We start from the raw sequence: 21,508 nt of genomic DNA, 5'->3' as shown, positions 1-21,508 counted from the left end.
TGCGCTGTTTTGTTTTTTGAAAAAGCGTGTATAAGCATCCGCAAGGTTGCGAACAGACGACTGAATCGCAATACTATCCACTTCTTTTAGCCAAACAAGCTCTTTCTTCATGGCAGGTAGTTTGGCAGAGCATGTACCATAGGTCAAGCCTTTTCCTGTCTCTTTGTATGCGTGATCCCATAAGGATAGGAAATGATTGAATACAAAGCGAGAACACCCAATCGTTTTGTTGATTAGAATTGCTTGTGCCTGATTTGGATAGATACGAAACTTATAGGCTTTATTCATCATTATTTAATTCACCCCCATTTCGGTATATGACTATTATACACCAAACGTACATTCGATAGGTAGTCGAGTAACACTTTCTGTATGTCGAACAATTAAGATGGCTTCCTGCCATCCCTTGTTCGAAGCCAATTCATCTCCCACCTACTCACTGGGCTGTGACCCTTCACGCTCCTAGAGGAAGGAGTCTTCTTGGCTAAAATGATACATCCCTTAACATTTCCTGTAACTTTCCTCCGTGTTTTTCAGCAATTCGAAGTCTTCCGCACTTTGAATATCCTCATCAATGTCCATAATTATGAGGAGTCTAAAAATTTGAAGAAAACAACAAAAATAGTGTAAAAAAGCTACATACTATTTTTGTTGTTTTCTTTTTTAATCAGTATAAATTTGTTAATTATTACAAGCGTTTAATTTATTACACTTTTTGCGTGCTTTAATTTCCGCCGGCTGGGCACCAAGCCAATAAGTTGGAAAAGCTGTCCCTTCAGTAACACCCCCATCACGATGCATGTAATAACGCTCATCATGGTTAGCTTTAAAGTTTCCTTCAAGTGCAAGTTCCACCCACTCTGCACCAAAACGAAAAATTTCTGCAGCTACTCCACCAAGCGGGTGAAATTCATTCTCATAGACGCATATCTCCTTTGGTGCTTCTACAAACTCATAAAGACTTAATGCTTCTTCCAAACGGGTAAGTTCATCAAATTCTCCTATTCCCATGAAGACTGGACAAGTAATCTTTGGCGCCAATTTCCACAGGTTCATCTGGCTACTCAACTCGTTTTCAAAAGCAACTTCATCCGTGTAACCAGACATGTACATAAAATTTGCTTTGAAACTCGGCTGCGCTCTGTTAAAGATGGTATCAAATTCACCATATACACCTTCAAAAGTTGCTATAGCCTTTATACGATTATCACTCGCAGCAGCTCGCATCCCCCAATAGCCGCTCATACTGATACCAAAAAATCCAATACGCTTTGAATCAACCTCAGGTCGTTTTGATAGGAAATCGATATAACAACTAACGGCGCGTTCGTAATTAGTCAAATCAACTTTTAGACCTTCAGATACAGATTCACCTTGACCCGGTCCTTCAATTGATAGAGCTACAATACCACGAGACGTATAATAACGTTGTGCAATTTGTATATAGTCTTCCTTAATCATATCCATACCTGGACCTAATATTACTGCTGGTGCATTCTGAACTTCACCTGAGGGCAAATGAAGTAGTGCATATATCTGTTTGCCTTCAAACTCTAGTACTATACGTTGTACTGTTCCTCCTCCAAGTGATGAAATAGCTGCCACACATTCGTTACAACGTTCTCGAAATGCCAATTTTCGTGGATCATCATTAAAATATGAATATTGTGCACGTCCCCACATAACAGCAGCTCGCTGATATAGATCACGAGCAGTAACAGTGAATCCTTTTTGTTCATAATGTTTTGCACGTTCTTGAGCCTGAGAAGCAACCGTCGCCCATGCTTTTGGTATCATTGCTCCACTCTTTACTTGAGAAAAAACTTTATCAAAATCAGTGTGATCGTGTCCTAACTGTTCCATAGTTGCCTTTGCTTCAGGATGCAAAGCATCAAACCCACCAAGTGCAAGGGCTATATCTAAAGCCCATCCTTGAGATTGTGAACGTTGAGTCATAATAATCATCCTTTACGTTTTTGATTAAGTACTTAATAATTAAGTACTTAATCAAAATAATGAAGTATAATATGTACTTTTGTCAAGACTACAAACCACGTCGTCTTATTATTTTATTGATGATTTAAGGTGAGCATATATAATATTGCTTGGAAAATGAATAGCCAGTCTCTACTTAATTTGACTCTACTCTTTTTCATATGTTAATGTTAACTCCATATAATTAAGTACTTAGTTAATGGGAAAATGGTGATGTTATGAAAAATTCTTCAAATAAGTTAACTGCGATAGACGAACTTAGTCAGGCTATATATAGTCTGACTGCAGCCGATGGACGTTTAAGAGGGCGAGCTACTCGTACATTAGGGGCAGTTTCAATGGTCCATGCTCGAACCCTTAAAGTATTAGCTGAAGAAGGCGAATTGTCAGTCAAAGAATTAGCTGATCGAGCAGAAACTACCGCCGCTGGTATTACTCAATTAATCAATGGATTACAACAGGCTGGTTACGTTAAGCGTGTTCGTTCAAATAACGACCGGAGAGTTGTCAATGTCCAACTTACGCCTAGTGGTTTAAATTGTCACTTAGAAAGAGAGAAAAAACTAAAACATATTCTTAATGCGAACCTTTCAGATTTTGATCCAGAGCAAATCGAGAAATCCTCTGAAATAATTAGATGTCTAGTTCATGTTCTTGACCAACTATAATAGTATTCTAAAGCTTTCTTGAGTTTTTAGAACTAACACATCGCTATTATACTAATAGAACTAGTTACCCCAAAATAATAAAACCGCATCTCCAAGTATTAGATAACTATCTAATACATTTGAGGTGCGGTTCACTTAAGTCATTGATGTTTCAGCTATTCTCTTTATTTGAAAATTACATCTACCATACTAATTTAATATTATATTCCTGAAGCCAACTATTAACTTGAAGTAAATAATCTATTATACCTCGTGCATCATTACCTGAAATTACTTCGTCTTTTCCTTCTGCAATAGCACGAACTCTTTCTACATTAATTAATGGCAAAATAGGTGATTCAGGATTGTTCAACACATGTAACATCCAATCACTAATACCTTGTAGATAAGAGGCATCCTTTGTGCTTGGATATGCACTTTTTTTGCGATAACGTACATCTTCAGGAAGTACATTTTCAAAAGCTCGACGTAAAATACCTTTTTCAATATTGTCTATGCTTTTCATTTCGAATGGGACATTCCATAAGTATTCTACAAGCCGGTAATCGCAAAATGGAACTCTTACTTCAAAGCCATTCATCATACTTGTGCGATCTTTTCGTTCCAGCATAAATGGCAAGAAACGTGTAATAAACATGTAAGACATTTGACGTTGCTTCATTTGCAGATCACTTTCACCTTCTAAAAAGGGAACCTCAGCAACTGCATCTTCAAATTTTTGTTTTTGATATTTTTCAGGGCTAATCTTCGCTTTAAAATCCTCTGATAGAATTTCTGTACTATACCATAAATTAACACTCCAAGGGAATATCTCTGCATCTAGAAACTTCTCTTGATGGAACCATGGATACCCTGAGAATACTTCATCTGCGGATTCGCCTGAAAGGGCAACTGTTGCGTCTTTCTTCATTTCCTTAAATAGCAAATAAAGAGACGTTTCTAGTTCTCCAACTCCAGGTAGATCACGCGCTCGCATTGGAGTTAATAAATACTCTATTAAACTATCTGATCCTAACTCTATAGAATGATGCTTTGTTCCTACATATTCAGCCACACGTTTCACCCAAGGTTCATCACGATCAAAACGAAGGAAGTCTTGCTCAAAGTCTTTTTCATCATTGATGAAATTCAGGGAATATGTATGAAGACGTTCCCCTTTATTCCCAAATTCATTTCCTGCTAAACCTGTTAAACCACTGGAATCTAAACCTCCGGAAAGCATAGATACCACTGGTTTATCAGCAATTAACTGACGTTTAACCGTATCTTGTAAAATGGAGCGGATTGTCTCGACTGTTGTATCAATATCATCAACATGTTTTTTACTTTCAAGTTTCCAATACTGTGTCGTAGTCGAGCCATTAGAGGTAAACGTCATATAATGGCCAGCACGCACTTCATGTATATCCTTGAAAATAGCATGACCAGGAGTACGTGTTGGTCCAAGGCAGAATATTTCAGAAAGTCCTTCTTTATCTACCTCAGCATCTACAAGTGGATGCGAAAGTAAAACTTTTAACTCTGAACCAAAGAGAATTGCGCTTCCCCTTTGAGCGAAAAATAAAGGCTTCACGCCTAGATGGTCACGACCAAGCATCAATTTCCCAAATCTTTCATCCCAAATACCAAAAGCGAAAATCCCATTTAAGTGTTGAACACAATCTTCTTGCCATTCTAAGTAAGCATGTAGTAATACCTCTGTATCCGACTTGGTCTGAAATTCATGACCTTTCTCCTCAAGTTCTTTACGTAATTCCTGATAATTATAAATCTCTCCATTGAACGTAAGGCCAATTGTATCATTTCCATCTTTATAGAGCATAGGTTGAAGGCCACCTTCAGGATCAATGACGATGAGACGTCGATGACCTAATGCCGCTCGTTTTGAAAACCAATGCCCCTCTGCGTCAGGTCCTCGGTGAATGATAGCATCTGTCATTTTTTTTAACGTTTCTTGTTCATGAGACAGGTCTTTAGACCAGTCTATCCACCCTGCAATTCCACACATAGTGTCTACCTTCTCTCAAATAGTATAGAAACCGACTAAAATCCAATATCAGTCGGTTTTCCGTAAAAAAATCCGACTAAAAACATCTTTTAGTCATGTCTATATAATAAAATGAATTAAATAAAAAATCAAATAATTCACTCAAGAAAGAAATCACTGTCCCCTTTCACTTGAATTCTCATCGTCCGATTATAAAAATTATTACCTCAAACTTTCAACTTTATCCCTAGGTTATAAAGTTGCATTCTATTATAGTTATATACTAGAAATAAGAATGGTGTATGTTATTCTATAAGAAGCAAATAAAAGACTTTCTATTAAGTGTTACAAAATCACAAATGAACTGATACAGAATGTAAAGACAGAAAACTTCGCTAAATATTTCAAGGATAGGGTGTAGACAATGATCAAATTAGAAAAAGAAAATAAAAAGATGAAAATCATTCAATCTGCCACAATACTGTTCTCTACGCGTGGTGTCCGTAACACAACAGTTGATGAAATTGCAAAGACAGCTAAAGTTGGTAAAGGTACTATTTATTATTACTATACAGATAAAACTGAAATATTATGCGACTGCTATATGCGTCATATTCAGCTTAAGCGCTCACAATTATTTAATTTATATAAAGAAGAAAAAGATGTTTTACTTCGAATACAAAAAATTCTTCATTATATCAGCCTAGAATATCATCAAGATCCATTTGTTTCTACACTCTTTCAAGAATATAAAGAGTACCATTCACCTGAAATTACAACTTGTTTTAAACAATCTGAAGAAGAAGCAATTAACATGATAAGTAATTTACTTGAAAAAGGTTATCAGCAAGGAGCTTTGCATAAGGTCCCATTACCGCTTACAGCTTTTATGTTAGTACGAATGATTTTTAACTACGAACAGGATTATATAAAAGATGATAAAAGTGATACAGAATTTCTGCAGTTGCTAAAGCATATGCTTCTTAAAAACTAGTTTTAACAACAAAAAAATAATTGTGGTACAAATATATGAAGAAGAATGCGAATAATGGATGGTTTAATAAGCTCTTTTCAGTCTGGACAAACCTGCAATATATCCAACGCTTATGTAGGAATGACTGATAAAAGAACAACAGCGATTACAAGATCGAATTATAAGGAAAAAAAGAATGAATAAAAATTTTGTTTAGGGCGTACTTCAAAATGTTAGCTTGATGGGCATAGGGTGGCACCCCATCGCTATCAGGCTAAGATTAAGTAAGAGTCCGTCAACTAGATTTTTTCTGTTTTCTAAAAGAGTTGATATCAGCTTTCTAACAATCTGCATACTAAATAAACTCTAACAGGTTTCATTTTTTTAATTAAGCTACATGATTGTGGTGAATAACGAAATAATATCATTGTTAATAAGCATAATCACGTTCTGATTTTAGAACGCGTTACAAATAAAGTTATTCAATGTTTTAATTTCTTAATATTCTAATATTATTTTATCAAGTTTAAAGAACTAACATTATTTGTAAAACGTGGTAAGGTTATTGTGAAAGTTACAAAAAATATTTGAGGGGGAATTTTTATGTTTAAGAAATTAGTAGTTGGAGCTTTAGCAGCAGGTATTGTATTAGGTGGAACAGGAAGCGCTTTTGCCTACACTGATGCAAGCCAGGTTGATTGCAGCAAAACTCCACCAACAGCATGGCAAATGAATTTCAAAACAAAAGGTTCAATGCCTGCGACAATGATTAAATGTAACAAAACATATTATTTAAAAGAAGCTTATCCGAATCAAGATGGATATGGTACTTGGACTGGTGTTTACAAACGTTAACAAAGAGAAAAGGCACCTTAAGGTGCCTTTCTCCGACTTAATAACCACTTTAATTTTAATAATATGTATTGGACTCCCATCCAAAGATAATTCTAACATGGTTTCAGAGAAATGAAAGCGGATTCTTTAATTTACTTAATTACTTTATCCATAACTTCTTTATATTTATTAAATTGGGCATCTTCCATTTCACCATTCATTTGTATAAGAAAATTACCTTTTGCGTAAGTATGAGAGAGTAGCATTTGATTACCATTACCTAAATCGTCATAGTATTTCTTAGCTTTTTCAAGATCTTCTTTGTTTTTAAACTCAAATATTCTACCGCCGCTATCTTCACCTAATGCCGGAGTAAGAATGCGCTTTGCTTCTTTTCTAGTATTTCCAAATTCTTTTTCTAGTAGATCACTAGGATTTTCCGCTTCTAATCCTGCAGCTTTAAATTCTTCAATTACCTTACCAACTGTGACATTACTTGTCACGGATTTAACACTTTCACAAGCAGCTAAACCGAATAATAATAGAGCGCCAATAAGTAATACTAATAGTCGTTTAAATATAGTTTTTCATTCCTCCTAATATAAATAAAAAATAGCCCAGTAAAAAGAGCGTGTTTCATCTACCTAAACACGCTCTTACAAATATTTAAACCCTATATGATTTGCTTATTCCATTCTGATTTTCTTTTAACTAATACATCTCTTTATATACGATTATCATGCCAGAAGTTTATTGGAAAATGATTATTCTCATCATAAGCTTCAAATTCATACCCTTTTTCTTTTAATCCTTTTATTATTGCTGGAACGGCTGCGACAGATTGTGGATGAATATCGTGCATTAAAACAATTTCCTTTGAAGACGTCGCACCTGCTAAGACATTTTGAACAATTTTTGCGGCCGCTACATCCACAGGTAATTTATTGTATTTCCAATCTAAAGAATCAATTGTCCAATCCCATACTTTCAAATCATTTCCGACCACTTCATTTCGAAGTGATTCATTTAAGCCAGGCATTGATCCATATGGTGGACGTGTTAATTTCGGTGTGTTTCCAATAACATTTCTAATTAAAGATTGATCTTCTTTCATTTCCTTAACATATTCCTGATTGGTGTACAGCTTTTTAAAATCATGTGTCATACTATGCATGCCCACATAATGGTTTTCTACATGCTCTCGTTTCACTAAATCTGGGAACCTTTTCACGTTATCGCCAATTAAAAAGAATGTTGCTTTCACATCATTTTTCTTTAATACATCTAATAGATTAGCTGTATATTTTCCTGGTCCATCATCAAAAGTTAAATATACAACTTTTCTTTCTTTACCATCAAAACGATTAGGTATCGATTTTTTCAATTCATTTTTAGGTAGACTGCTCACTTGTTGAACACTATTTGCCTCTTCCGCATTTACCAGCTTAGGATTCGTAATAGATTGAAACATGTAATACCCTATTGCTACTAATGTAATAGCCAACAATACACTTATAATTCTCTTTTTCTTAAGCTTAATTTTCATATTATAATCTTCTTTCTATCAAATCATTCCACTTTATTTCGTTTAGTTTTATTATCCTATTAGCTTATTAAGTTTTTTAACTTAACCAATCACAATTTTGGACTAATCATTTTAATAATCTATATAGGTGAAAATTAGTGCCCTGCACTAGCGTTCATGGCATTTCCTATAATAGTTAGAACTACTGGAAATAATACTGGTCCTAAGGTAAGGACAATGTTTAAAAGTATAATAAAACTATATAGTAAGCTGTAATTTTTACTATTACGGTTTTCGAATACTAGGATGACTAATGTTATTATAGTAATTAAATGTAATAATAAAATTATCAACCAATAATACATCATTATAGTAAGATTCCACTTTCCTAATAGTTGGTATGTTACCCCTATTATTATCCCTAATATAATAGCATTAAAGGAAATAAACAAAGTTCTTTTTAGTATTTTAGGAAATGTTTTGTGATCCACAGTTTTATTATATAAACCTATTAAAATGCCCAAAGATAGATATGCCAGTAATAACCCTACCCAATTCCAGATCCAATCTTGATCCCCCATTAAATTAAACAAAAGCGAAAGGATCCCTCCTACTGCAAGAATCGAGGAGATCATAATACTATTTAAAGCTGATTTCATACTATTTTCACTTCCTTAAAAATTTTACAATACAGCATTGAAGTCTACTCTTAAGTTGTCCTTTACTTATTAGAATCCTTTTCATTAAAAATCTTGTATGGAAATCCCATCATATAATCCGGTCATCATACCTATTAGCATATACGGAAAATGGTAGGCCCAGCAAAAATTACATGTCCATGATCCCGTACAATAATTTTTAAACCGAACGAAACACCACCAAATCCTACTCCACAAGGTAGATATACAAATAGAGGATGCGATTCATCAACTTTTATTTGTATATCAATTATTCAGACGAGTAGCAGCTACTGCATAACCTTAAAATAAATGCTTTGATTTTTCATCGTCAATCAAATAGCACATTTGATTCTTATTAACTTGTATTCTTCCTTCTTCTACTGCTTTACTATAGCCCGCTGTATATTCAAAAATAGTAGCCCCTTTGTTTCTAAGTAAATCTTTTTCGCAGCTGCTGCCATATGTACATATGATGTTTTAAACTTAATCATAATTTATTATAATTAAGTATATATTAACAATATATTAAGTATAAGTAAATAAAATTAACAATTATTTAATTTTTTTTACTTATTTAAAGGGGATTACATATATGAACGATATTAATGTTGGTCACAAAATTATGGCATTTAGAAAAGATGCCGGATTAACCAGTAAGCGTTTAGCAGAGTTAGCTGATATAACACCTTCCATGTTAAGTCAGATTGAAAAAGGAATCACAAATCCTTCATTACAAACACTAAAATTAATTTCTGTAGGATTAAATATTCCATTGTTTAATTTTTTCTTAGAGGATACCAATACAGATGAATTAGTTGTAAGAGCTAATCAAAGGAAAAAAATAACTTTTCCTGAAAGCGGCAATGTTTCGTATGAGCTATTATCTCCTAATTTAGATGGAGCACTAGAATTAGCTTTAATGAATCTGTTACCTCAAACTGCTTCATCTATGGAGCCTGTGGCACATAAAGGGGAAGAAATAGCTTTTATTATGGAAGGACAAGTAAAACTATATCTAAATGATGAGGTTTTACTTCTCAATACAGGTGATAGTGTTAAAATCCCACCTTATGCAAAGCATAAGTGGGAAAACACTTCTTTAAACAAAGTCACTGTTATATTTGGAGTAACTCCACCATCTTTTTAATTTCAAATACTAGCGAAGAAAAGTTAGAGAAAATAATTCTCTAACTTTTCTTGTATACATAACTTTATTTTAAGAAAGTAAAAAACTTGTCTCTCAATTATATGAGATTAAAACTAGTGAAATAGATCTTTTTAATTACATACTTAATTTATTTTTTAATGTCCAATATTTTTCTCCATTAGCTTCAAAAGAGAATTCTACCCATCCATTTGGATCTTCACGATAAATAAAGATGGTTGTTCCAGGAGTTACTGTACCAACTTTATTCTCCTCGACAGCTACATCTGGTCTACTTTTAATTTTTAAATTAAATGGATAAGGTACCTGGTAGTAAGCAGCTGATGATACAACATTTGACCTTGAACCGTCTGCATACATTTTATATGGAATTTCATTAGATAACGCGTCGACATCTAATGTTTCAGGATTCTTTGGTAATTTTTTTGCATATGTATAGTCTTCTACATGAAACGGTTTAATACGTTCCATAATACCCGCAATTTTTGTAGCCCAGCCTTTATCTGATGCATATTTCACGTTCATGCCAGTTAATGTTGGCCCGTTATAATACATTCCACTTTCTTCTAAATATCTTTCTCGTACATAATTAGCATTATAAGCAATGCTATCGCCGTAGCTTGGTAAATATTTCGCATATTTAAACGGATCTCCATCATATGCACGTAGACCGAATAGATTATGTTTTTGATATGCGATTTCTGATTTTCCGTATCCAGATTCTAAAATCGCATGCGCTGCTAAATAATGAGCACTCACGCCATATTGATTTTGCGCATTGATAAAATCTTGCCCATGGCCAACTAAAGGACTATCCGAATGATATTTTGCAATAAAACTATCAATCTCTTGAGCTGTAATTTTCGAAGCCACTGTTAAATTTAAATCTTCATATGAGGTAGCAGTAATAACCTCTTTTTCATCGTTTAAATTTTGTTGTAACATATCTGTTTTTGCAGTAAGTTGAGCAGCTTCAGCACGTGTTATAAATCTATTTGGTTGCCAACCATTCTCGGTACCATTAGAGATTTTTAAATCTATTAAAATATTGGCATATTTTTCTCCCCAATGCCCTTTTAGATCTTCAAATCTAACCTGATCATTATGATTTTGTGTGCTTTGTAGTTTATATGCATTTACTAGCATCGTAGCCATAGCAGCGCGAGTTACTTTTCCGGATGGATTGAAGATTCCATTACCTTCCCCTTTAACAATACCAGCTTTTTCAGCAGCAGCAATATAAGGAGTAGCCCAGTGGTTTTGTGAATCTGTAAAAGATGGTTTTGCATTAGGATCAATTTGTATCCCTAAAACTTTTGTCATAATTTTTGTAGCCGAAGCTCTGTCTAATGAGTCATTTGAGCCAAAAGTTCCATCTGGATAACCATTCAATACCTGTTTATCCACTAAATAATTAACAGATTTATCAGCCCATGTAGGAACATCAGGGAATTTATGAGTATCTGCTAAAATATTTGAAGAATAGGATAATATAGCTCCTGCAAGGATACCTGTTGCAATTAATTTGTGCTTCATTAAAATAAACACCTCTACCATTGTATTTATCAAATTGAGATTTTCTATTTTTATATTTAGATGTTTGTAATAAGAATGAAATCGTATTAATACGCATTCAATTTGATGTAACGAGTATAGTTACTTATATACACAAGTGTCAATGAATGTCTTTTACAAAAATGCATAATATTTACATTAATTTCAATTTACATGATCTTTTGAACTACCCCCACTTTCACTTCGTTTAGAAATGAAAGTGGGGGTAGTTCAATATTAACAGAGTTTCCTAGATCAAATGTAACAATTTATGAGTAAAAGAATATTATCTGAACTTTAGTATAATGTAAAATTAGTAAAGAACGTATTTCATGAAAAAAAGTTAACTAATAAAGAATTAGAAGTGATTATGTGAATAAATTATTACTATCATGTTTATTAGTTACATTCTGTCTAAATACCACAGGATGTTCTAATGATATGACTATACTAAAGGATAGTTCTAAACCTTCAACACCTACGAAGGTTAAATACATTAACAAAGCGTGGTACAAAAAATATATACTATGTAATAGTTTATGATAAAGGTCATAAGGCGAAACTATTATATATTAATAACGCTATAAATATGTTGTAATTAATTGTTCTACATCTACCTAAAAGGACTATTAATAATGATGGTCTTGTTTATATTGGTGAGATTGTACTAGTATGATAGAATAGATTTAACTGTATGACGTAGGGTGGTTGGTTGCTGTCCTTTCTCTTTTTTTATGTAGAGGGAAAGGAGGTGACTCCTATGATGGAATATTTACTTTCTTTGCTACAGGATTTGTTGAAAGTATTTTTGACAATTCTTGTTACCGGTTATGGAAACAAACTGGTGAATAATATTAGCAAAAAACGTAAAAGAACCTCCCTACGCCGTCGGAAGCAAAAGGGAAGTTCTAGAAAAAGAAAATAACTTTATTTAGTAACTACCCGCCTTACGGCAACAGTTACCAGAAGAGATGTATAGAGCATCTCTTCTTTTATTATATACCCAAGGTATTACTGTAATACTACTGTAGTAATAATTATATCAAATGAACATAAAAAATCAATGTGTAAACAATGGGTGTAATGGACAAAAGAAAAGACACCCTAAGGTGCCTTCCTCTTACTTATGAATCAAATTTATATTTTGTTCACTTTATTCAGTATGGTGATGATATCCTTTGTATAGCAATAGAACCAAATCACGCTAATACTTAACGTAAGTTTTGGTTTAGTTCCTACACAGACTACTATATCCTCTCTAATGACTGTGATTACATTGTCAAATACTAAAACTATAAAATCTATTTATATAATTTTAATGATTTTATTTCCTCGTATTCCCTCATTTTCTTGTAAAATATCGCTTTCTTCATGCCAGCCTTGTCCATGAACTCAACAGCTTTGATATTTCGCCTTCCATTCCTTGCTTGTTATCCTCTTTCATGTACCAAGCATTAGAATTGAAACCTTTGAGATTACTGTTTCCTTAACCGCAAAGAAAACGTTAAACTTCATATATACTTTTGAGGATGTTATGTAATACTAATTGGTTTTTTATGATAATTATTCGTAAGTGGATAATTCACTACGCGCCTCGTCTATTGTATCCCTAGCAATTCTTAACGATTTTAAACATTTGTCTAATTTCGCTAAATCTGTTTGGCTCGCAGCATCTCCATAGTTGTCTATAACAAATTGCAAGTTATCCATCGCCTTTAAAATAGATGAATGTAGACCCTTTAATTCTGTTGGGGGTTCTACATATCGTACACTTGAGATGAGATAAGACATTTTATAGAAAACATCGCCTACTTCTGAAACCCACGATTTGTTTATAGTACCCTTAATTTCTGCATCAGCCTCTAAAATTCTAAATCGGGTCGCCACATCAGATATGTCCTTTAAATAATTATCCATTACCCATGCATAATGCTGCTTGTCTAAATGTTTATAATCACTTGTTTCGGCTCCTTGCTTTACTTCTTTTTGATTTCCTATATTTTTTTATCCGCAGTGAATTCCTCAACTGCTGCTGTAATGCTTTTTATACCTTTTTTGCTACCAACAAGAGCGTCGATAGTTAAAATACTACAGATAAATAAAAAAAAGAGGATCTCCCCATAGTAGAGCAGATCCTCTCTTTCACTTCACATACACATAGGCTTCGTTTGCTGTTACATAATATGTTTTACCTTTACTATTGTGCACTCTATATTGTGGTGAATTATTTACAATTACCTTTGCATCAATAATAAATCCTAAACCTATTTCTACAGTACCAGCAACATCTTTATCCTGCCAAGATGGAGAATCATAGAAACGTAAATTATTTACTTTTGAAATAACCCTTTTACCAATTACTGTAGCAGGTTCATTTCCTTGGTAACGTATATATGAAGAATCATAATAAATCCATTGGTTATCACCAAGATGTAACCAATTTCCTAATTTACCCCATACTTTATAAGTCTCACCTTTTTGTAGCTTACGAATAACACTATTTTCTGTTGATGGTCCAGAGCGGAGATTTACATTGTATCCTTCAATATATGCAATACCATTCGACTCTACTGTACCAGATATTTCATTTGGTTTTTGTAATTTGGTATCCACTGTAACCGTGCTCCCATTATAAACCTTTAACACATCTGCTCGGAACTTAGCCTCAGATACGCCATGACTACGAAGATAAGCCAGTGGATCTTCATGGTCTGTTCCACCTAATTTATAAGTAATATCCCTATGTGTCCATAATCCTTTAGAGGGATGAATATTTCGTTCTCGCAAGATTTCCGCAATTAATTCTATATATTTTTCATATGAACGTTTAAATTTCAATGGATCACTTGTCTCACACAATTCAACATGAACAAATCTAGCATTTGCTGCTGGACCTGCTCCCCATGCCTGATGATTTGTAGATGCAATTTGAACCTTTTCATCCCAATCCACTGCGTAGTGAACAAACGCTGAACGCCATGTACGAGACTCATATTTTTGAATATTAATTGCTGGTGCCTCTGGGGTAGCCGTAGAATGTGCCACAACACCTTCATAAGCTCCAACACCATAACGGTATGGTTGTTTTGGTAAATCAGGAATAAATAGAATTCTATCAGCAAGTACATTTGTTTCAATTGATAATACTAAAATAATAGCAACAACTATGGATAAAATATGCTTGTATTTCTTTTTCATTTTCTATCGGCATCCCTTTTTATAATTTTTGTATGGTCAAATAATCCACTAGCTGATAATCCGTTAATCATTCCTTGAAATAGATTCATTTTAATATCTTGAGACAAAAATAAAACACCTAGCGTAATGCCAAGTGTTAAATTAAATAACGGAATATATTTTGTTTGCAGTCCAGTTGTTTTTGCAATTTGTGAAATCCCTACAACAACCCCAATCATTGCTGTAATTTCAATCATTACATACCTCCTCCTTTCAAAAAGAAGGTAAGAGCAGCTCCAATTAGTCCACCAATAATAAGGCGTAGGATCCAAGTTGTATTAGCACTGATTTTGTCTAATTGCTTATTAATATTAATAATGTCCTTTTCATTACCTGTCGTCCGCATTTCTAAACTTCTAATCTCTAATCGTATTTCCTTAATATCTTGCCTTATTTCCTGAACATCACCCTTCACCTCTTGTAAACTATCCATTTTACCACCTCTTTCCTACTTCTTATTTAATTCAACATAAACAAATTACGCACTAAACTACTCCTTTTATTCTTGAATCAATACATAAAAACAACTTAGTATAGAACACTACTGACATTTTCTATTTCCAATCATACTCCAATCCAAAAATTAAATAGCCACTCATACGAGTGACTCTAATTCTTTAACCTTATCTCACATCAAAATGTTCTTCTTTTACCCATGCATTATTTCCAATCGCCAAATAACCATCTTTTCGTGCCAAAATTCTATATGGAACAGACCCGTCTACAAAGCCTGTATAATTTCCGTTAGGACCATCATACGTGTTAATACCGCCACCTGGTGGATATTTTGAATAAGCACTGAACCATTGTACATCGAAATGTTCCAGAGCAGCCCATGCCTCGTTTCCGAGACAAATCATAGGATTTTCATACCACGCTGCATCTATAATAAGATACGGTGTTTTATCATAAATTACCCTCGTAAAATATCCTCCTTGCGGTTGGTTATATAAATTAATCCCTCCATTATTCGGATATTTATTTACAGCAATCCCCAGACCTACTGGTTGAATTGGTTTATTATTATTGTTGTTGTTAAATGCTTTATTTACCTTCTCAATGAATTGATCCAATCTTCCCTCGTCAAGCATACGGTGTGGACAATGTTTCCCACTCCACGATTTATGTGTACGTACATTACTAATTGGAATGTTAAATTGTTTCATTAACTGAGCTATAACAATTGCTGCATTATCTTCCGCCTTGTAATATCTATCCCCACCGCTTAAAGAATAGCAAATTTCCACTCCGATGGATTTACGATTACCATTTCCGTTACCATCACCAGCATGCCAAGCATTACGATCAAACGGAATACCTTGTACTGCTTCTTTGTCATCTACCGCAACATGGAACGAAACTGCATTATTATTTCCAATCATATAAGAAATTTCATTTTCAGCTGATGCATCATTGTACGTATTATGTACTGTGATGAATTCTGGCTTCATTGCATTGGGACATTTTATAGCATATTTACTTGAATCCACTAATTTTTTTCTAATCTCCATTACTGAACATCTCCTTTTTATTCTCTCGTTTTTATTACTTAAAATTCTCACTGCATTATTTAGTACATCTAGTAACCTAATCTCCATACGGCCAGCATTATCTCTAATAAATTCCTTGTCTTCACCTGCTAAAAAAGAAAAAGAGCAACTGTTTATCAGTTGCTCTTGCTCTTCCATTAATTTCTCTCTACTCTTCGCCCACCGGTTTACAGAGATAAATCATCATATAATGCTTTTTGTTTATCTAATTTAATATTCATGGATTTCGAGATACTACTTTACATCAAAATGTTCTTCTTTTACCCATGCATTATTTCCAATACCCAGGTAACCATCTTTTCGTCCTAAAAGTCTATACGGAACAGACCCATCTACAAAACCTGTATAATTTCCGTTAGGACCATCATACGTATTAATACCGCCACCTGGTGGATATTTTGAATAAGCACTGAACCATTGCACATCGAAATGTTCCAGAGCAGCCCATGCCTCGTTTCCGAGACAAATCATAGGATTTTCAAACCATGCTGCATCTATGATAAGGTACGGTGTTTTATCATAAATTACTCTCGTAAAATGTCCACCTTGTGGTTGGCTATATAGATTAATACCACCATTATTTGGATATTTATTTACAGCAATCCCCAGACCTACTGGTTGAATTGGTTTATCAGTATTGTTACCACCACCATCTTTACCCAAGTGATCTAACGGATTCACAGCATTACTTTTACTCGCATTCCAACGTCCTTTATGCAATTCAAAATGTAAGTGTTGGCCACTAGAATCCCCCGTGTTTCCCATAACTCCAATAGTTTGTCCTTGTGAAACATAATCACCTTCTTTTACTGTTCGAGAACCACTACGCATATGTGCGTATACAGTTTCCCATGTAATTCCATCAATTGTATGCACAATCATAATACATTCACCATAACTAGATGAAAAATAAGAACGACTAACTTGACCGCTAGCCGCTGCATAAATCGGATGATAGCCCGCTTCAGCAAGGTCTACCCCATGATGATCTGGTCTACTACCTCTAAAACCACTTGTTACTCTTGTTGTATCTGTAGGATAAATAAATTTTGCCATATTAGTCTTCCTTTCTATTTTTACACAATATAAAAAAGGTGCTTGAATGAGCACCTTCGTTCACTGTCTATATTTATTATTTTTTGGATGTATTTTAGCTTTTCAAATCTTAAGATTAACCGAACAAAAAGCTCCCCGTTATTATCTAACATCAAAATGTTCTTCTTTTACCCATGCATTATTTCCAATACCCAGGTAACCATCTTTTCGTCCTAAAAGTCTATATGGAACAGACCCATCTACAAAACCTGTATAATTTCCGTTAGGACCATCATACGTGTTAATACCGCCACCTGGTGGATATTTTGAATAAGCACTGAACCATTGCACATCGAAATGTTCCAGAGCAGCCCATGCCTCGTTTCCGAGACAAATCATAGGATTTTCAAACCATGCTGCATCTATAATAAGGTACGGTGTTTTATCATAAATTACTCTCGTAAAATGTCCACCTTGTGGTTGGCTATATAGATTAATACCACCGTTATTCGGATATTTATTTACAGCAATCCCCAAGCCCACCGGTTGTATTGGTTTATTGTTATTACCAGCTTCATCAAAATCTACATATTGTTTAACAATTTCAGAGTAGAAGAAATTCCCTCCATTTTTATATCGATAGCCACCATTATATGCAACAGCAATAGGTTGACTATATTTCACCATAACACCAGTCGTATTTCCAAGTGATGGAGCAACAACTGTTTTAGAATACAAGTCTGCCACCGGTAATGAATGCTGTTTATTATTAGAAGCTAACCAACGAAGGTAAGCTCGTCCAAAATTATATGATTGAACAATAGCACTTAAATCTGTAATACCATTTTTCTTTGCATCATCAAAAGCTCCTTTTAGATGCTTTACTCCATAATAAATTGAATCTTTTGGATTTTTAATTGTATTCATCGCCCAACCTTGTGATTCACTGGACTGCATAATATCAGGTGTTGTTTCAGAGTTTCCTCCACTCTCCACCATAATAATCCCAAGTACGTAGGGAACTAATTCAGACACACCTTGTGCTGAACATTCACTTTCTACCATTGATTGCCAACGTAACACTTGTTGTGGCAGATTCTTTGTTTTAACTGAAGCAGCTAATATACTCATTACTAAATCTCTCCTTATTTTCCTATTATTTTTTATAGAACTCTTAATCTACTAAGTACATCTAACATTTAAATGAAAAATTTGTTTAAAATTACTTCATGTTGCTCACCTTCTTTCACAACAAAAAGAGCAACCATAAAAATAGTTGCCCTTTCGTCGAAATCTTATATTACTACTATAAATCACTTTTTCAATACTTTCTGTACACTGCATGTACCCTACAAAAAGGTAACATTAAAACCCATCTATAAACTTGACAATCTTTTTTATTTCAGCATGTTTGCGACGAATATAGCCTGTACTATAATGTAATTCAAACGCTATTTGTTCTAGAGTCATTCCATCAACATACTTCATTTTGAGTATTTGATGATCTAAACCTGTAAACTTATTAATTAAAATCTTTAAATCAAATACTTCATTCATCTTATGTCCTAATTCATATTCAATAACTTCAATCCGATCCTCTACTTTCGCCCCCTCCGATTCAGCAGTTAATCGTACATTTTGCAAGTCCCCACTAGTCCAGCGCTTTAATTCTGCTTTTGATTTGTCTAAGTTATATTCTAAATATGCAATTTCTTCTTCTAGTTTCTGATAATCTTTGAGCCAGTCAAACATATAATAATCCCCCTACTTTTCTTTATTTAAATCCTGCTTTTATTTTTGTCACTAAAGATAAGCTAACCTTTATTATCAATTTAATAAAATTTATAAATATTAATTATAATTTATATTTTTTTAATAAAGTTTTTAATCTCTCACGCTCTTCTTCAATAGTTAACTCATTATTTTTTATAGGCTGCTCTTCTGGAACATCTTCTTTTTCATGTAACCATTCTGGTACCATTTCATTTCGATTGGTATTCCCTAACCCAAATTGTTTTTTATTCTTACCAAGATCAAACTGTGCATCTAGCATAGCTACATCCTTGAGTGTTTTTACCTTTTTGGTTTCCCATTTTTTAAGAATCCCACGTACATATCTCCACTTTGGTACATTTTCATCAATTGATCTATTTACTGCTTCCCCAATTAGTTCACTACCTAATGATTCACAAAATACACCAAGCTCTCTAATCGCTATTTCACTTAATGAAATTCTATTCTTCATTAAAACTTGATGACTTATTTTAAAATCATCATTTATTAACCTTTGTGAGATTAATTTTTGTTTATTATCATGACGATGATTTATATTTTGTATATCAGTATTTAGTTCTTTCGTACTTTGTATATTAATATTTAGTAGCTTGTGATTTTCCACCGGTAGGTTACCAGCAACAGGTTTTCCAGCAGGTGGGTTTTCCACTGGTGGATAATCATCCACTGGGATTTCGTAAATAATTGTCTCCCACCTAACAATTTTGTTTTTTTCATCTCTAACAGGAAATCTTTTAATATATCCGTATTCTTTTAATTCCTGCATTCCAGCTCTTAAGCTATTTATACCGTCTTTTGCATGTTTCGATAATTCCTCTCTATAAAACACCCAATCATCTGGAAGTGTGAGTATGTAAGCTAATATCCCTTTCGCCTTCCAAGAAAGTCTTTTATCCTTTAAACCGGTATTATTAATAACGGAATAATTATTATCTTTTTTTACTCGGAAAATCCCCATAGTATCTACCTCTCATATTTTAAAACCTTTGTTTACCTACTTATTACATTCTTTAACTGTCCATTCACAGTTCTCTCATTCTGTCAAAATCAATAAATTCTTTTGCAATACCTATATGTCATCAACAAACCTTGTGCATTTATTACGATCTCTAATCCACTCCCTCCATTATTATTAAAATTTAGAAGGTCCGTACTCACTACTTTTAGCTTCCACCTAACAAAATCTACTTTTCATTATTTTCAAACCAGAGTGCGCTTAAAAAGAACTTAAAGTTCGATTTATTACTAAAAAAAATATTATCTACACTCTTATCAAAAAACTTTGCAATCTTCCTAGCTGTCTCCATTGATGGCGTTCTTTCTTTTTGATCAATCATTCGAATATAACGTTCAGTTACTCCGCAATAGCTAGCAATTTCTTTATATAAGTTTTTTTTCGGATCGTACATTTTATTTCCCATTATCCTACCTCCATAAGAACAATTAGTTCTAAATACAGATTAAAGAACTAATTGTTCTTTGTCAATGCATAAAAGAACTTTTTGTGCTAAAATGAATTCAAAGAGAACAATTAGTTCAATTAGAGAGGTGAACAATGTGATAGGACTTAGAATAAAATCCTTACGAAAAAAAGAGAATTTAACTCAAAAACAACTGGCAGAAAAAATCGGCGTATCCCAAAGAATGATAGGTTACTACGAATCAGAAGAGAGGTTCCCTCCACATGATGTTTTAACTAAATTAGCTGATTGCTTTTCAGTTTCAGCTGACTATTTACTTGGTCGATCTGTTACAGGCGAACCAAACGAACAAGTAACGCCAAAAGATGAGAAAGATATAGCAAAAAGAATGGAAGAAATAAAGAAAGATCTACAAGGGGAAGATGGCTTAATGTTCTCTGGTGAACCTATGAGTCAAGAAGCGGTAGAGTCATTATTAGATGCAATGGAGTACATTGTAAAACAAACAAAAGTAATCAATAAAAAATACGTGCCTAAGAAATATCGTAATCCAGACGATAACTGATGCAAGCTTAGGAGGGAAAATATTGAAATTCGTCATTAGAGATCTAGTCCAACAACTTTGCACCAAATACAACACGAAAAACCCCTATGAGCTTGCAGATTACTTAAAAATACATGTACTAACATGGGATTTACATGAAGAAATAAATGGTTTTTATAAATATGAAAAAAGAAATCGTTTCATTGTTATTAATACTAATTTATCTCCATCTATGCAGAGAACTGTTTGTGCTCATGAATTAGGACACGCGGTTCTACACACTCATGCAAATACACCTTTTCTGCGTAAGAATACATTCTTTTCCGTTGATAAATTAGAGATAGAAGCAAATACGTTTGCTGCGCTTTTGTTAATTGACCAAAAGACCATTCAGCGTGGTGATACAAAAGCATGTATAGCATACAAAAATAATATTCCTGTTGAACTTTTGGAATTTTACAAGCCTTGCTAAAGGAATTAAGATGTTTTAATTGTTGGTTCAAACGCTGACGAGGAAAAAAGAGTGCTCCATCGTTAAATCAGAAG

General features: G+C 33.7%; 24 protein-coding genes and 1 pseudogene. 7 read left to right on the top strand and 18 right to left on the bottom strand.

Going from position 1 to position 21,508, the window contains the following annotated elements:
• Positions 1-291: helix-turn-helix domain-containing protein (locus tag RT27_RS23365; RefSeq protein WP_156137714.1), on the bottom strand; the 291-nt coding region annotated here is incomplete at its 3' end.
• 390 nt (positions 292-681) lie between these two features.
• Positions 682-1,956, bottom strand: coding sequence for an alpha/beta hydrolase (locus RT27_RS23360; RefSeq protein WP_043937684.1), 1,275 nt, complete (start codon positions 1,954-1,956; stop codon positions 682-684).
• A 257-nt stretch (positions 1,957-2,213) separates the two neighbouring features.
• Here RT27_RS23360 and RT27_RS23355 point away from each other — a divergent pair, with 257 nt between their 5' ends.
• Positions 2,214-2,663, top strand: coding sequence for a MarR family transcriptional regulator (locus RT27_RS23355; protein ID WP_043937683.1), 450 nt, complete (start codon positions 2,214-2,216; stop codon positions 2,661-2,663).
• A gap of 181 nt (positions 2,664-2,844) precedes the next feature.
• Here RT27_RS23355 and asnB read toward each other — a convergent pair whose 3' ends face one another.
• Positions 2,845-4,671 (bottom strand): asparagine synthase (glutamine-hydrolyzing), encoded by a 1,827-nt coding sequence (gene asnB / locus RT27_RS23350; RefSeq protein ID WP_000333853.1) that lies wholly within the window; start codon positions 4,669-4,671, stop codon positions 2,845-2,847.
• A gap of 403 nt (positions 4,672-5,074) precedes the next feature.
• On the opposite strand from asnB, the gene RT27_RS23345 reads away from it, so the two are divergent.
• Together RT27_RS23345 and RT27_RS23340 are read left to right on the top strand one after the other, a co-directional pair.
• Positions 5,075-5,644, top strand: a complete 570-nt coding sequence (locus RT27_RS23345; RefSeq protein WP_000593069.1) for a TetR/AcrR family transcriptional regulator — start codon at positions 5,075-5,077, stop codon at positions 5,642-5,644.
• A gap of 582 nt (positions 5,645-6,226) precedes the next feature.
• Complete coding sequence (locus RT27_RS23340; protein ID WP_043937682.1) at positions 6,227-6,478, top strand: hypothetical protein; 252 nt, start codon at positions 6,227-6,229, stop codon at positions 6,476-6,478.
• 131 nt (positions 6,479-6,609) lie between these two features.
• Here the strand turns inward: RT27_RS23340 and RT27_RS23335 are convergent, their stop codons facing one another.
• From RT27_RS23335 to RT27_RS35855, 4 genes and pseudogenes are all read right to left on the bottom strand, one after another.
• The gene (locus tag RT27_RS23335; protein WP_043937681.1) at positions 6,610-7,038 is read right to left on the bottom strand and encodes a hypothetical protein; all 429 of its coding nucleotides are present in this window, start codon (positions 7,036-7,038) and stop codon (positions 6,610-6,612) included.
• 143 nt (positions 7,039-7,181) lie between these two features.
• Positions 7,182-8,003: a peptidoglycan-N-acetylglucosamine deacetylase gene (locus RT27_RS23330; protein ID WP_016083086.1), complete on the bottom strand. Its 822-nt coding sequence runs from the start codon at positions 8,001-8,003 to the stop codon at positions 7,182-7,184.
• Between the two features lie 134 nt (positions 8,004-8,137).
• Positions 8,138-8,641 carry a DUF3902 family protein gene (locus RT27_RS23325; protein WP_043937680.1) on the bottom strand — a complete coding sequence of 168 codons (504 nt, stop codon included), beginning with the start codon at positions 8,639-8,641 and terminating at the stop codon, positions 8,138-8,140.
• Between the two features lie 90 nt (positions 8,642-8,731).
• A pseudogene (locus RT27_RS35855) lies at positions 8,732-9,109 on the bottom strand (D-serine ammonia-lyase); the annotation flags it as partial.
• 145 nt (positions 9,110-9,254) lie between these two features.
• Between RT27_RS35855 and RT27_RS23320 the strand changes: the two are divergent.
• Entirely contained in the window at positions 9,255-9,809 is a 555-nt protein-coding gene (locus RT27_RS23320) for a helix-turn-helix domain-containing protein (protein WP_043937679.1), read from the top strand.
• Between the two features lie 135 nt (positions 9,810-9,944).
• Here RT27_RS23320 and RT27_RS23315 read toward each other — a convergent pair whose 3' ends face one another.
• A complete protein-coding gene (locus RT27_RS23315; RefSeq protein WP_043937678.1) occupies positions 9,945-11,363 on the bottom strand; it encodes an S-layer homology domain-containing protein in 1,419 nt (472 codons plus the stop codon).
• 778 nt (positions 11,364-12,141) lie between these two features.
• Here RT27_RS23315 and RT27_RS35350 point away from each other — a divergent pair.
• Entirely contained in the window at positions 12,142-12,306 is a 165-nt protein-coding gene (locus tag RT27_RS35350) for a hypothetical protein (RefSeq protein WP_176328733.1), read from the top strand.
• Between the two features lie 638 nt (positions 12,307-12,944).
• Here the strand turns inward: RT27_RS35350 and RT27_RS23310 are convergent.
• From RT27_RS23310 to RT27_RS23265, 10 genes are all read right to left on the bottom strand, one after another.
• Entirely contained in the window at positions 12,945-13,268 is a 324-nt protein-coding gene (locus RT27_RS23310) for a hypothetical protein (protein WP_229145242.1), read from the bottom strand.
• 255 nt (positions 13,269-13,523) lie between these two features.
• Positions 13,524-14,579 (bottom strand): N-acetylmuramoyl-L-alanine amidase, encoded by a 1,056-nt coding sequence (locus RT27_RS23305; RefSeq protein WP_043937676.1) that lies wholly within the window; start codon positions 14,577-14,579, stop codon positions 13,524-13,526.
• Positions 14,576-14,815 (bottom strand): hypothetical protein, encoded by a 240-nt coding sequence (locus tag RT27_RS23300; RefSeq protein ID WP_043937675.1) that lies wholly within the window; start codon positions 14,813-14,815, stop codon positions 14,576-14,578. The genes RT27_RS23305 and RT27_RS23300 overlap by 4 nt, the downstream gene beginning before the upstream one ends.
• Positions 14,815-15,051, bottom strand: coding sequence for a hemolysin XhlA family protein (locus RT27_RS23295; protein WP_000377827.1), 237 nt, complete (start codon positions 15,049-15,051; stop codon positions 14,815-14,817). Before RT27_RS23295 ends, RT27_RS23300 begins: the two co-directional genes overlap by 1 nt.
• A 190-nt stretch (positions 15,052-15,241) precedes the next feature.
• Positions 15,242-16,129, bottom strand: a complete 888-nt coding sequence (locus RT27_RS23290; RefSeq protein WP_043937685.1) for an N-acetylmuramoyl-L-alanine amidase family protein — start codon at positions 16,127-16,129, stop codon at positions 15,242-15,244.
• A 273-nt stretch (positions 16,130-16,402) separates the two neighbouring features.
• A complete protein-coding gene (locus RT27_RS23285) occupies positions 16,403-17,224 on the bottom strand; it encodes a M23 family metallopeptidase (protein WP_043937674.1) in 822 nt (273 codons plus the stop codon).
• A gap of 141 nt (positions 17,225-17,365) precedes the next feature.
• The gene (locus RT27_RS23280) at positions 17,366-18,334 is read right to left on the bottom strand and encodes a lysozyme family protein (protein ID WP_043937673.1); all 969 of its coding nucleotides are present in this window, start codon (positions 18,332-18,334) and stop codon (positions 17,366-17,368) included.
• A 234-nt stretch (positions 18,335-18,568) separates the two neighbouring features.
• Positions 18,569-18,955, bottom strand: a complete 387-nt coding sequence (locus RT27_RS23275; protein ID WP_043937672.1) for a hypothetical protein — start codon at positions 18,953-18,955, stop codon at positions 18,569-18,571.
• Between the two features lie 103 nt (positions 18,956-19,058).
• Positions 19,059-19,955: a DnaD domain protein gene (locus RT27_RS23270; protein WP_043937671.1), complete on the bottom strand. Its 897-nt coding sequence runs from the start codon at positions 19,953-19,955 to the stop codon at positions 19,059-19,061.
• 226 nt (positions 19,956-20,181) lie between these two features.
• Positions 20,182-20,418 (bottom strand): helix-turn-helix transcriptional regulator, encoded by a 237-nt coding sequence (locus RT27_RS23265; RefSeq protein ID WP_000527099.1) that lies wholly within the window; start codon positions 20,416-20,418, stop codon positions 20,182-20,184.
• A 136-nt stretch (positions 20,419-20,554) separates the two neighbouring features.
• Here RT27_RS23265 and RT27_RS23260 point away from each other — a divergent pair, with 136 nt between their 5' ends.
• Both RT27_RS23260 and RT27_RS23255 read left to right on the top strand, forming a co-directional pair.
• Positions 20,555-20,983, top strand: coding sequence for a helix-turn-helix transcriptional regulator (locus RT27_RS23260; protein ID WP_000579788.1), 429 nt, complete (start codon positions 20,555-20,557; stop codon positions 20,981-20,983).
• A 22-nt stretch (positions 20,984-21,005) separates the two neighbouring features.
• Complete coding sequence (locus RT27_RS23255; protein WP_000673778.1) at positions 21,006-21,434, top strand: ImmA/IrrE family metallo-endopeptidase; 429 nt, start codon at positions 21,006-21,008, stop codon at positions 21,432-21,434.
• Positions 21,435-21,508 lie beyond the last annotated feature (74 nt).

Origin of the sequence: Bacillus sp. L_1B0_5, from assembly GCF_000836715.1 — a bacterium.
GTDB lineage: Bacteria > Bacillota > Bacilli > Bacillales > Bacillaceae_G > Bacillus_A > Bacillus_A thuringiensis_S.
Note: the sequence above shows the minus strand (reverse complement) of the source record. Positions and strands in the feature narration are given on the sequence as shown.